Origin of the sequence: Streptomyces narbonensis, from assembly GCF_014649015.1 — a bacterium.
GTDB lineage: Bacteria > Actinomycetota > Actinomycetes > Streptomycetales > Streptomycetaceae > Streptomyces > Streptomyces narbonensis.
The window spans coordinates 1-12,848 of sequence record NZ_BMSF01000008.1 but is presented as its reverse complement, the minus strand read 5'-3'; the positions used below and the strand labels follow the sequence as shown (position 1 = coordinate 12,848).

At 73.2% G+C, this 12,848-nt stretch carries 7 protein-coding genes; 4 read left to right on the top strand and 3 right to left on the bottom strand.

The window, feature by feature from the left end; genetic code table 11:
- The first annotated feature begins 7 nt into the window (after window positions 1-7).
- Entirely contained in the window at window positions 8-3,412 is a 3,405-nt protein-coding gene (locus tag IE124_RS16570; RefSeq protein ID WP_189508557.1) for an AfsR/SARP family transcriptional regulator, read from the top strand.
- Between the two features lie 239 nt (window positions 3,413-3,651).
- On the opposite strand, the gene IE124_RS16565 is transcribed toward IE124_RS16570, so the two are convergent.
- Together IE124_RS16565 and IE124_RS16560 are read right to left on the bottom strand one after the other, a co-directional pair.
- A complete protein-coding gene (locus IE124_RS16565) occupies window positions 3,652-5,817 on the bottom strand; it encodes a sigma-70 family RNA polymerase sigma factor (RefSeq protein WP_189508556.1) in 2,166 nt (721 codons plus the stop codon).
- Window positions 5,818-6,064: 247 nt separating this feature from the next.
- Entirely contained in the window at window positions 6,065-6,856 is a 792-nt protein-coding gene (locus IE124_RS16560; protein ID WP_229832511.1) for a TetR/AcrR family transcriptional regulator, read from the bottom strand.
- 353 nt (window positions 6,857-7,209) lie between these two features.
- Between IE124_RS16560 and IE124_RS16555 the strand changes: the two genes are divergently transcribed.
- A complete protein-coding gene (locus IE124_RS16555) occupies window positions 7,210-8,574 on the top strand; it encodes an NAD(P)/FAD-dependent oxidoreductase (RefSeq protein WP_189508554.1) in 1,365 nt (454 codons plus the stop codon).
- A 106-nt stretch (window positions 8,575-8,680) separates the two neighbouring features.
- Entirely contained in the window at window positions 8,681-10,336 is a 1,656-nt protein-coding gene (locus tag IE124_RS16550) for an ATP-binding SpoIIE family protein phosphatase (RefSeq protein ID WP_189508553.1), read from the top strand.
- Between the two features lie 10 nt (window positions 10,337-10,346).
- Here the strand turns inward: IE124_RS16550 and IE124_RS16545 are convergent, their stop codons facing one another.
- Entirely contained in the window at window positions 10,347-11,633 is a 1,287-nt protein-coding gene (locus tag IE124_RS16545) for an MFS transporter (protein WP_189508552.1), read from the bottom strand.
- Window positions 11,634-11,787: 154 nt separating this feature from the next.
- Between IE124_RS16545 and IE124_RS16540 the strand changes: the two genes are divergently transcribed.
- Window positions 11,788-12,354: a MarR family winged helix-turn-helix transcriptional regulator gene (locus IE124_RS16540; RefSeq protein WP_189508551.1), complete on the top strand. Its 567-nt coding sequence runs from the start codon at window positions 11,788-11,790 to the stop codon at window positions 12,352-12,354.
- Window positions 12,355-12,848: the final 494 nt, after the last annotated feature.

Genomic DNA, 12,848 nt, shown 5'->3' with positions numbered 1-12,848 from the left:
TGACCCGGTGCGGTATCTCATCCTCGGCACCACCGAGGCCCTCGACCCCCGCGGCAACCCCCTCCCCCTCGGCGGCGCCCGGCTGCGCGCGCTCCTCGCCGCGCTCGCGCTGCGCGGCGGGCGGCCCGCCTCCACCACCGAGCTCGCCGACGACGTGTACGGGGACGACCCGCCGCAGGACGCGCCCGCCGCCCTCCAGGCCCTCGTCGGCCGCCTCCGCCGGGTCCTCGGCGCGGAGGCCGTCGCCTCGACCCCCGGCCCCGGATACCGGCTCGCCGCCGGTCCCGAGGACATCGACCTGTACGTCTTCGAGCGCCGTGTCCGGGACGCGGGCGCCCGCCTCGACGCCGGCGACCCCGACACCGCCGCCACCCTCCTCCGGGACGCCCTCGCCCTCTTCCGGGGCCCCGCCCTCGCCGACCTCGCCGCCCCGGCGGGCGTCCGCCCCGAGGCCCAGCGGCTCGCCGCCCTGCGCCGCCGCGTCGAGGCCGACCTGCGCCGGGGCGCCACCGACGGACTCGTACCGGAGCTGACCGAGCTCACCACCACGTACCCGTACGACGAGGCCTTCCGCGCCCACCTCATCCGCGCGCTGCGGGCCGAGGGCCGCCATGCCGACGCACTCGCCGCGTACGAGTCGGCCCGCCGCACCCTCGCGGACGCCCTCGGCACCGACCCGGGCCCCGAACTCATCGCCCTCCACCGCGAACTCCTCGCGGCCATACCCCCACAGGCCCCCGAGCCCCGTACGCAACAACAACCCCCCACGACCCCAGCACAACCCACGACTCCCACGCCGAACCTGGCCCCCACCTCGCCCCTCACCCCCACGCCGCCCGCCAACCCCAACCCCAACCCCAACCCCAACCCCAACCCCACCCCCACCCCCGGCAACATCCGCCCCCGCCTCACCTCCTTCGTCGGCCGCGAGCCCGAGATCGCCGCGCTCCAGGACGACCTGGCCCGCTCCCGCCTCGTGACGCTCACCGGCCCCGGCGGCTCCGGCAAGACCCGGCTCGCAGAGGTGGCCGCGGTGCGCGCCGCCGGCCCCGACGCCTGGATCGCCGAACTCGCCCCCCTCGACGACCCCGAGGCGCTCCCGGGAGCCGTGCTCTCCGCACTCCGCCTCCGTGAGATCAACCTGATCAGCCGCGACGGCGTGCCCCTCCAGGACGATCCGACCGCGCACCTCGTGGAGTACCTCGCCCGCCGCCCCCTCCTCCTCGTCCTCGACAACTGCGAGCACGTGATCGGCGCGGCCGCCGCCCTCGCCGAGACCCTCCTCACCCACTGCCCGCGGCTCCGCATCCTCGCCACCAGCCGCGAACCCCTCGGCGTCCCCGGCGAATCGGTCCGCCCCGTCGAGCCCCTCCCGCCCGACCCGGCCCACCGCCTCTTCTTCGAGCGCGCCCGAGCTGTACGCCCCTCCTTCGACCCGGCAGCCGGGACCGACGTCGCCGGGACCGGCGCCGCCGCCGAGACACACGCCGTCGCCGGGACACACGCCGTCGCCGACGCCGATGCCGGGACCGTCGCCGAGATCTGCCGCCGCCTCGACGGCCTGCCGCTCGCGATCGAACTGGCCGCCGCCCGACTCCGCCTCCTCACCCCGCGCCAGATCGCCGACCGCCTCGACGACCGCTTCCGTCTCCTCACCTCCGGTTCCCGCACGGTCCTGCCCCGCCAGCAGACCCTCCGCGCGGTCGTCGACTGGTCCTGGGACCTGCTCGAACCCGCCGAGCGCACCCTTCTCCGCCAGGTCTCCGTCTTCGCGGGCGGCTGGGACCTCGCCGCCGCCGAGGCCCTGACCCCCGGGGCGGCCGACACGCTCGGCGCGCTCGTCGACAAGTCGCTGGTCGTGGCCACGCCCACCGACGAGGGCGAGATGCGCTACCGACTCCTGGAGACCATCCACGAGTACGCCGCCGAGCGCGCCGCCGAGACCCCCGAGCTCCTCGCGGCCACCGGAGCCGCTCACACCGCCCATTTCACCGCCCTCGCCGAGGAGGCCGAGCCGAAGCTGCGGTCAGGGGAGCAGCTCCCCTGGATCGACCGGATCGAGCGGGACCTCGACAACATCCGCGCCGCGCTCCACCGCGTCCTCCTCACCACCCCGGACGAGCCCGCCGCCCACCGGCTCGTCTTCGCCATGGGCTGGTTCTGGTGGCTGCGCAACTACCGTCCCGAGGGCCTGGCCTGGGTGGACCGCGCGCTCGCCCTCGGCGATGACCCCGACGACCCGGCCGACCCCCGGTACTGGCCGCGCATGCACCTGCGCATGCTGCACTTCTTCCTCGCGGTCGAGAGCCATACGGCCGCCCACTACCGCGACGACCGCGAGGTCATCGCCCTGGTCGCCAGGGTGCGCGAAGCGTTCGGCAGCGAGCCGGGCCCCGAGGCCGCCCGCTTCCCGGGCCTGCTCTGGCCGTTCACCGCGTACCTCAGCGAGGAACCGGCCCGGATCCGAGCCCTGCTGGACGTCTCCGTCGCCAACTGCCGCCGCCACGGCGGCGACTGGGAGGTCGGCGTCACCCTCATGTTCCGTACGCACCTGGTCGTCGACATGCCCGGCGGTCTGGCCGGCGGCGTGGCCGGGATCGACGCGGACCTGGCCGAACTCCGCGTCCTCTCCCGCAGGGTCGGCGACCGCTGGATGGGCGCGCAGATCGCGAGCGCGGCGGCCGAGGCCAACATGATGCGCGGTCGCCACGAGGCAGCCGGGGAGGCGTACGCGGAGGCCCTCGGCCTGGCCCGCGAGGTCGGCGCCCATGCCGAGACCCCGTTCCTCATCGCCAGGCTCGCCGAACTGGCCTACCGCGCCGGTGACATGGACGCCGCCGTGAAGGGGCTCGAAGAGGCGACCCGGGAGGCGGAGCGCTACCACGTGCGGGACACGGAGATGTTCGTGTGCTTCCTGGGCGCGGCCATCGCCTGCCACCTCGGCGACGTCGAGGGGGCCCGCGCCCGGCTGGAGGCGGCCGGCCGGCTGGTCGGGGTCGGCCCTGCGCCGCCGCACTTCGAGGCCGCGATGACCGGACTCGCGGCCCGCGTCGAGGCGTACGAGGGCGGGGGCGCCGCCGCCGTGGCAGCCGCCGCCGTCGCGCTGCGCGTCGCGCGGGAGGCCCAGTGCGCGGACCTCATCGTGGCGGCGCTCGGGGAAGGGCTCGCGGTGACCCTGGCGGAGGCGGACGAACCGGCCCTCGCGGTGACGGTCCTGGCCGCCGTCGACGCCTGGCGCCACGAGCTGCCCCGCTCGGTCCCCGAGCTGCGGGAGGCCGAGGACGTGACGGCGCGGGCGCTCACCGCCCTCGGCGCGACCGGCCTCGCCGCCGCCCGCGCGGCCGGCCAGGGCCTCGGCCCGGACGCCGTCCTGGCACTCGCTGACGCCTACGCGGCGAGGACACCGGGCTAGGCCCTGTCGTCAAATTCCCGTCTGCCCTGCGGCGTCTGGCACGCACTCTCACCGCACCGGGCACAGACCCGCGTACATCCAGTACGCGGGCCCGCGCCCGGCACGCCGAGAGCACGCACCTGACGCCGCAGGGCCCGCCCTTCGGGCGGACGACGGGAATTTGACGACAGGACCTAGGGGTGTCTTGTCGATCATGCCGGGGCCGCGACGGCCGGCGGGCGCGGCACCGGCGCACCGGTTCAGGAGCAGCTGATCCGGGACTGTGCCCAGTCGGCGACCGCGGCCCGGCCGAAGGGCGTGTGCTCCTCGACCACGAGCCGGAGCGTCGAGCGGCCCGTGATGTCGACGTGCACCGGGAGGGGCGGGTCGCCCGCCCGGACCACGTCGGAGCGCCAGAGCTGCTCGCCGTCCCCGTAGACCGAGAAGCGGACGCCGGCCTGGCCGAGGAGGGCGCTCATGTCGTCGATGCCGACGACCGCGTCGTAGCTGCTGCACTGCCGGTTGAGGTTGATGAGCAGCGAGGACGGCGCGTGCACGCTCACCCCGTGGGCGTACGGGGTGTCGTTGATCGAGAGGCCGTTCCGCGGCCACATCCAGCTGCTGTCAGAGAGGGACACCTCGGGCTTGGTGCCGTCGCCGAAGATCCCGTACTCCAGCTCGTCGACCGGGTAGACGGTGGCCGGTGCGGGCGGGGGCGGCTTGGGCGTGGTCTTCTCGGCGCTGGGCGTCGGCGTGGGCGTCGGAGTCGGTGTGGGCGTCGGTGTGGGCTCGGGACTGGCCGTCGGCGGGGGTGTGGGCGTCGGTGTGGGCCTGGGAGAAGGCTTCTCCGGGCTGGGCGTCGGCGTGGGCGTCGGCTCAGGTGTCGGAGTCGGCTTGGGCTTCGGCTTCGGCGGGTCGGACGCTACGGGCGGGGGCGGCGGTTCGGGCGTCGGCGTCGGCTTCGCCGGGGGAGCGGCCTCGGGCGGTACCAGGGGGGTGACGACGGGCTGCGTGGGCTTCGGCGCGGCGACGGGCTGCGGGTCACCGGCCATGGCCCAGACGAGCCCTGCGGCCGCGGCGACGGCCAGACCGGCCGCGATGCCGGCCTTCGCGGGCAGGCCGAGCCCCTCGGCGGCGGCGCCGCCCGAGGCCGCGCCTCCGGAGGTCCCGCCGGACGCGCCGGAGGCCGCGGCCGCAGCGCCCGCGCCGGCGGCACCGACGGCGCCGCCCGCGACGACACCGGCGGCCTTGAGGGAGTACCCGGCGGCGAACCAGCCGATGACGGCGATCGGCAGCAGCGCGGGGATCCCGGCGTTGACATGGGCCAGCTCACCGGCGGCGAGCCGGCACTTGGCGCACTCCTCCAGGTGCTTGCGCAGTCCGCGCTCGGCCCGCATCCGCAGGCCGCCGCGCGCGTAGGCGCCGAGCCGGTCCGCGTACCGGGCGCAGTCGCCGCCGGAGGTGAGGGACTGGCTGACGTGGGCCTGGAGGTAGGCCTGCTTGAGGCCCTCGCGGGCCCGGCTGGCGAGCACGGCCGTGGCGTTGGCGGTGAGCCCGAAGAGCGGGGCGACGTCGCTCGGCGACTCCTCCTCGACGGTGGTGTGCCAGAGCACGGCCTGCCAGCGCTCGGGCAGCGAGCGGAAGGCCTGCATGGCGAGTGACTGCTCGGCCTCGTGCATGGCCCTGACGTCGGCGCCGAGGTCCATCCCCGCTCCGAATGAACCGGTCTGGTCGGAGACCTCGGAGGAGCGGGAGGCCTCCGCCGCGAAGACGGCGAAGTCCTCGACGAGGTGCTCGCGCTTCTGCGTCCTGGCCCAGCTCGCCGCGACCCGCCGGACGGTGGTCATCAGATAGGCGCGCACGGCATGTTCGGGCCCCGCCCCGCCGCGCACCGCCTGGAGGGTGCGGGCGAAGACCTCGGCGGTGAGGTCGTCGGCGGTGTGCGCGTCCCGGCAGCAGGTGCGCGCATAGCGCCGGACGGCCTCGGAGTGGCGCCGGAAGAGTTCCTCGTACGCGGAGTCGTCGCCGTCCCGCATGAGCTGGACGAGATCGGAGTCGGAGGGGGGCAGGTCGACGGGCGGCGGAAGGACGCCACCGCCCTCGTCGCCCAGCTCGTCCGCCGAGAAGTCACCGGACCCGACTCCCGGCCCGACACCGGACCCGAAACCCGGCTCGACACCGGCCCCGGCACTCGCGCCGGCCCCCGGGCCGAGACCCGCGCCGGCACCCGCCTTGCCCTCGCGCTGCTGCGGAACGCTCGCCTCGACGGTCCCCGATCCGCTCGACGATCCGCTCGACGACGTCCCGCTCGCGTGCGCACCGGGCAGGCTTCCCGGGCCACCCTGGCTCGGGACCTGACGGGGAGGCAGTCCCCCGGTCTCCGCGCCGCCGTTGCCCAGCGGATCGTCCCGACCGTCACCGCTCATCGCGGAAGCCCCCGTACACACGCCCAGACCCGAACCCGGCCAAGCCTGCCACAGAGCGCGGGCACGCCGAAGCGTCGCGTCCACTTACCACTCGTCCGGGGCGACTTCCTGTATCCGGGCGTAACCGCTCACACGTTCGTGCGATGCTCGTTGGTCCACCCGGAGCACGGAAACCGCCCCCGACGTAAACTCCGCGGCCCCCGAGGCCTGTAGGCCCCGAAGGCCCTCGGAGGCCCCCGCGTATCCCCTACCGGGAGCGCAGGCCTTCGAGAAGAATGTCGAGGAGACGCGCCGAGGCAGCCTGCTGCTGCGCCGCGTCCGGCAGCGCCGGAGCTGCGGTCGCGATGACGAGCAGCACGTCGGCCACGGTCACGTCGGCCCGCAGTTCACCGGCCTCACGCGCCCGGTCGACGAGCCGGCCGACGACGTCGAGCAGCTCCGCCGCCCCCGCGTCGTCCTGCTCCTCGGCCGGCACGGGGCGCGGCGCGATCACACGGGCGTCGGGATCGGCGACACCCCGCTGGTGCGGCACCCGGGCCGCGTCCTCGGAAGCCGAACCGAAAGACGAACCGGAAGCGTCGGAGCCGACCGGCCCCGTGGGCTCGTCGACACCCACCCGCAGGACCTGCGGAGGCAGCAGCCGACCCGCACCCGAGGCCACCGAGGTCCGCAGGAACCGGGAGAGCGCCGACCACGGCTCGTCCTCCTGGCCCAGCGCGGCCCGCGCCTGCTCGGTCAGCCTGGAGGTCTCCTCCTCGGCTATCCGCCGCACCAGCACGTCCTTGCTGGGGAAGCGGCGGTAGACGGTGCCGACACCGACCCGGGCGCGGCGCGCCACGTCCTCCATGGGAGCCCCGTAACCGAGCTCGCCGAAGACCTCGCGCGCGGCGCGCAGCACGTGCTCCAGATTGCGCTGGGCGTCCACCCGCAGCGGCGCGGACCTGCCGCCCGCCGACAGGGACACCGTCCCGGCACCCTGGCTGTCGTCAGCGGTCGCCGTACCGGCGCCCGACTGCCACCGTGAATCCTGAATCTGCATAAGCGTTCCCCCGCTCATGATGTCTCCCCCCGGAGACTCCCCGCCCTGACACGGGGCTTCCGGCCCGCGAGCGCTTCGGTCCACGCGCTCCCGTCCCACACCCCGATGAAGTACGAACATAGTTGAGTCCGGGTCAATTCAGAAGGGGCAGTTCCGTACGGTGCGCCCCCCGATCGGAGCAAGGCCCGGAAGACTCCCGATTCCGACCCCACGGCCCACCCGTCACGCACGCTGTGACCTGCACCGTTGCCCTCGTTCCCCGCTCGCGCGCCACCCCGCGCCTCCGTACCCCTCCGGTCACACAATTTGTCGAGCCTGTGGACAAACCACGGACGGCGTTGCGTCATGGGACAGTGACCGAACCTGCGCGCATTCTCGTGGTCGGCGGTGGCTACGTCGGCATGTACACCGCGCTGCGCCTCCAGCGGCAGCTCAGGGCCGAGCTCAGAGCCGGCATCGTCGAGATCGTGGTGGTCACCCCCGAGCCGTACATGACGTACCAGCCGTTCCTGCCCGAGGCAGCCGCCGGCTCCATCTCGCCGCGCCATGTCGTCGTCCCCCTCCGCCGGGTCCTCGACCGCTGCCGGATCCTCATCGGCGAGGTCCGCTCCATCGACCACGCCAAGCGCACCGCGGCCCTCTCCACCCTCGCCACCGAGGAGGAGGGCAGCGGCGGCATCGAGCTCACCTACGACGAGCTGGTCCTCGCGCCCGGCTCCGTCTCCCGCACCCTCCCGGTCCCGGGCCTCGCCGACCACGCCATCGGCTTCAAGACGGTCGAGGAGGCCATCGGCCTGCGCAACCACGTCATCGAGCAGATGGACATCGCCTCCTCCACCCGCGATCCCGCGATCCGCGACGCCGCCCTGACCTTCGTCTTCGTCGGCGGCGGCTACGCGGGCGTGGAGGCCCTCGCCGAGCTGGAGGACATGGCCCGCTACACCGCGCGGTACTACCACAACATCAAGCCCGAGGACCTGCGCTGGGTCCTCGTCGAGGCCTCGGACCGGATCCTCCCCGAGGTCGGCGAGGACATGGGCGGATACGCCGTCCGAGAGCTCCGCGGACGCAACATCGACGTCCGCCTGGGGACCCGCCTCGAATCCTGCGAGGACCGGATCGCCGTCCTCAGCGACGGCACCCGCCTGCCCACCCGGACCGTCGTGTGGACCGCCGGCGTCAAACCCGCCCCCGTCCTCGCCGCCACCGACCTGCCCCTGAACGAACGGGGCCGGCTCCGCTGCACCGCCCGCCTGGCCGTCGAAGGCGTCGAGCACGCCTGGGCGGCGGGCGACGCGGCGGCCGTCCCCGACGTCACCTCCGGAGAACCCGGCAAGGAATGCGCCCCCAACGCCCAGCACGCCGTCCGCCAGGCCAAGGTCCTCGCCGAGAACGTCGCCGCCTCCCTGAGCGGCCGCCCGCTCAGGGAGTACGCGCACGCGTACGCGGGGTCCGTCGCCTCCCTCGGCCTCCACAAGGGAGTGGCCCACGTCTACGGACGTAAACTCAAGGGCTACCCGGCCTGGTTCATGCACCGCGCCTACCACCTCAGCCGGGTCCCCACCTTCAACCGCAAGGCCCGCGTCCTCGCCGAATGGACCCTTTCCGGCCTGTTCAAGCGGGAAATCGTCTCTCTCGGCTCGCTGGAACACCCGCGCGCCGAATTCGAACTCGCCGCCGCACCGCCACCCGCAGACGGCGACAAGCCGTCGTCCTGACATCACTGTCAGTGCACTCGTCCACACTGGACGTGTGACCATAGGTGGGCTCACACCTGCACAGCGTGACTCTGCGCGGCACCGACACCACGAGGCATACAGATCCGTGAACTTCACCCGTTGGAGCGCCCGGCTCCCCGGCACGCAGCGCCGCGCGGCGCGGGGGACCGAAGGCTCCGTGCCCGCAGCCCGCGGTGAGTACGGGCAGCAGCTGGAGCAACTCCCCGAAGACACCGAAGGCACCGCCGCCGACACCGCCGAGGTCCCCGCCCTGGAGGACTTCTCCGTAAGGGAGCTCCTCGGCCGCCTCCCCGGCCTGGTCGCCCTCGTGTACGGCCCTGAGCACCGCATCGCGTACGTCAACGACGCCTACGCCGCCGCGTTCGGCCCCCGCCCCGCCGGCGCCACCGTCGCCGACACCTGCCCGGAGGCCGAGGAGCTCGGCCTGCTGCCCCTCATGGACCAGGTCCTGCGCAGCGGAAAGCCCCGGACGGTCAAGTCCCGCCGCACCCAGGACGGCGGCTCGTACACGGTCACGTGCCTGCCCGTCGACAGCCCCCACATCGAGGGCGGCGTCCTCGTCCACGCCGCCGACGTCACCGACCACGCCGAGGCCGCCGAGCGGCTCCGGGCCAGCGAGCGCCGCCACCGCGAGACCGCCGTCACCCTCCAGCGCTCCCTGCTCCCGCAGGAGCTGGAGCAGCCCGACGACCTGCGGATCGCCGCCACCTACCAGCCCGGTGGCACGGACGCGGCGGTCGGCGGCGACTGGTACGACGTGATCACCCTCGGAGCGGGCCGCACCGCGCTCGTCATCGGCGACGTGATGGGCCGCGGCGTGCGCGCCGCCGCCGTCATGGGCCAGCTCCGCACGGCCGTCCGGGCCTACGCGCGCCTGGACCTGCCCCCGCACGAGGTGCTCCAGCTCCTCGACGGCCTCGCCGCCGAGATCGACGCCAGCCAGATCGCCACCTGCGTGTACGCGATCCACGACCCCAGCGAGGGAAAGCTGGTGTACGCCTCGGCCGGCCACCTCCCGATCCTCGTCCGGGACGAGGACGGCACCGTGCGCCTCGCCGAGGACCCCACGGGCCCGCCCCTCGGCACCGGCGGCTGGCTGCACGCCTCGGGCTCCATCGCCCTGCCCCCCGGCTCCACCGCCGTCCTCTACACGGACGGCCTGGTCGAGCGCCGCCGCGAGGACATCGACGAGGGCGTCGAGGCCCTGGCCCGTGCCCTCGCCGGCGCGAGCGGCACCCCGCAGGTCGTCTGCGACCGGCTGCTCCGCGCCCTGGGCGTCACCGCCGAGCACGACGACGACGTGGCCGTCCTCGTCGTCCAGCACCCCTCCCGCCAGGGCTCGGACGCCGAGCTCTTCCACAACGCGGCCCTGGAGCTCCTCGGCGGGGTGGAGGCGGCGCCCCGCGCGCGTGCCTTCGCCACCGGCGTCCTGTCGAGCTGGCGCTTCCCGGTCGAGCTGCGTGACCTGGGCGTCCTCGCCACCAGCGAGCTCGTGGCGAACTCCCTCCAGCACGGCACCCCGCCCATGCGGTTGCGCATGCGCCGCACGGACCGCCGACTGATCATCGAGGTGACGGACGGGGACGACCACCTGCCCCGCCGCCGCAGGGCGGAAACAGAGGACGAGGCGGGTCGCGGTATCTCGATCATCGCGACGATCGCCTCGTCCTGGGGGAGCCGCCGCACACCGGGCGGCGGCAAAGCGGTCTGGTGCGAGTTCGCCCTCCCGAACAAGCCCTGACAGCGGTCGCCTAGGCCGACAGCTCGACCTTCTGCCCGGCCGCCTGCCCCGGCTGGTGCCGGGCGACGACCTTCGACGGCTTGGCCGCGGCCGGCGAGGGCTGGTTCTGCTCGGGGGTCAGCTGGCGGCCGAGCCTGACCGCGAGGAACGTGATGCCGAGCGAGAAGAGCACGAACGTCACGATGTACGGACCGTGCAGCGCGGCCCCCATGGGCCCGCCGACGGCCGGACCGACTGCGAGCGCGAGCTGCTTGACCAGGGCGAAGGCCGAGTTGTACTGCCCGACCATCGACTCCGGCGCCAGATCGGCCACCAGCGGCGCCACGGTCGGCGACAGCATCGCCTCGCCGAGCCCGAAGAGCGCGTACGTGGAGACGAACGCCGCGGTCGCCATCGCCTGGCTGCCGTGCCCGAGCCCCGCGTACCCGGCGATGAGCCACGCCACGGTCCAGATCAGACCGACGGCCGCGATCACGCGGGTCCGCTTGCGGCGCTCGACGAACTTCAGCACCAGGAACTGGGCGGCCACGATGACCGCCGTGTTGGCGGCCAGCGCCATCCCGAGCGTCGACGGCTCGATCCCCGCGGCCTCGGTCCCGTACGCGGCGAGACCCGATTCGAACTGCCCGTAGCAGGCGAAGAACAGCACGAACCCGAGGACGCACAGCTGCACCATCGCCTTGTGCCCGAGCAGCGCGCGGACACCGCCGCTCTTGCCGCCCTCGGAGGGACGGGCACCGCGCAGCGCGGGGGAGCCCGGCATCCGCACGGTCCCCACGACCGCGGCGAGCACCAGGAACATCGCCGCCTCGATGGAGAACAGCAGGATGAAGCTGCCGGGGCGGCTCGTGTCGACGAGCAGGCCGCCGATCAGACCACCGACACCGAGGCCGAGGTTCTGCAGGAAGAACTGCATGGCGAAGGCCCGGGTCCGGCCCACAGGCGTCGAGCACCAGACGATCATCGTGGCGAGCGCCGGCTGGAGCACCGCCGTACCGGCGCCGAGCAGCGCCGCGGCACCCACGGCGGCGGGCACGCTGGACGCGAAGCCCATCGCCAGGGCACCCACGGCGGCCACGACCGAGGCGACGAGCAGGACGGGCACCGGCCCGCGCCGGTCGATGGCCCGCCCGCTGAAGGGCAGCACCACGAGCGCGGCCATGGCGAAGACGGCGAGAACGACACCCGCGGTCGCCGCACCCAGATCCCGCACCTGGGCGACGTACACATAGAGGTACGGCACGGTGAAGCCGAGTCCGAACGCGCTCAGCGCGCTGCCTGCCTGAATACGGCGCATCGCTGCGCCCCTCGCCTTGGTCACACTCACCCACTTCGGTCACAGGTTCAGAGGTGTAGCCCTGAACCTTGAAGACTTCAACACTAAAGTTAGATCCTTAACAGTACACAGCGAAGGACTTCAACGCCAACGAACTGCGTGGGATACTCGCCGCATGTCCGACACCCCCGAGCGGTCCGGCCCGCAGGCCCCCCAGGAACCGACCCTCGACGAGCAGATCGCCGCCTACCAGCGCGAGTACCGCGACCTCGACCCTCAGGTGGAGAAGGTCGTCTCGGCCCTCGGCCGACTGAACCGCCGGATGAACGTGGCGTACGGTCGCCAGCTCGCCGACCTCGGCATCAGCAACGCCGAGTGGGAGGTCCTCAAGACCCTGGTCCTCGCCGGAGCGCCCTACCGCCTGGGCCCGGGCGAGCTCGCCAAGCGACTGGGCCTCACCCCGGCCGCCATGACCCACCGCATCGACCGCATGGCGGGCGAGGGCCTGGTCACCCGCGACCGCGACGAGAGCAACCGTGTCCGCGTGATCGTCGAGCTCACTGACGAGGGCCGCTCGAAGTGGCTGGAGGCCATGCGCATGGCCACGGGCTTCGAGGAGGACCTCCTCCAAGACCTCACGGCAGACGAGAGGGGAGTCCTCGGCGAGGTCCTCATCCGCCTCCTGCGCCGGGTGGAGCTCACCCAGCCCGACGCCGGCGGCCGCCTCACGGACCTGGATTGACACCCTCCACCGCGCCCTCCGGCCGGGGGTTGACACGCCCCCACCGGATGCGTAATGTTCTCCGAGTTGTCACGGAGCCGGAACGGTTCTTCGACAGCCACTCACGCCGCTGATGCGGCACCTCTACTCAGCACGATCTCCCCACCGGGACGAATTTTGGCATGCCGAAATTCAATTCGAAAGACTCGATTATGAGTTGACGGGGGAATCCGCTAGAGTTTGAGACGTCGGAACGGCCCAACAGCCGGAAAGACAAACCCCGCTGACTGGGAATCAGACGCCGAAAGGATCTGATAGAGTCGGAACCGCCGGAAGGGCCGCGGAGCGAAAGCGAAACGGACCGGAAAGCGCCGAGGAAATCGGATGGAAAACATCTGATAAGCTTCGGAACGAAGGAAAAGCCCGGAGGAAAGCCCGCGAGGGTGAGTACAAAGGAAGCGTCCGCACCTTGAGAACTCAACAGCGTGCCAAAAATCAACGCCAGATTAGTTGAT

Excerpts from the sequence above, each read along its gene's own strand:
- IE124_RS16540 (WP_189508551.1), top strand. The coding sequence starts at position 11,788 with ATGTCCGACACCCCCGAGCGGTCCGGCCCGCAGGCCCCCCAGGAACCG.
- IE124_RS16545 (WP_189508552.1), bottom strand. The coding sequence starts at position 11,633 with ATGCGCCGTATTCAGGCAGGCAGCGCGCTGAGCGCGTTCGGACTCGGC.
- IE124_RS16565 (WP_189508556.1), bottom strand. The coding sequence starts at position 5,817 with ATGAGCGGTGACGGTCGGGACGATCCGCTGGGCAACGGCGGCGCGGAG.
- IE124_RS16560 (WP_229832511.1), bottom strand. The coding sequence starts at position 6,856 with ATGCAGATTCAGGATTCACGGTGGCAGTCGGGCGCCGGTACGGCGACC.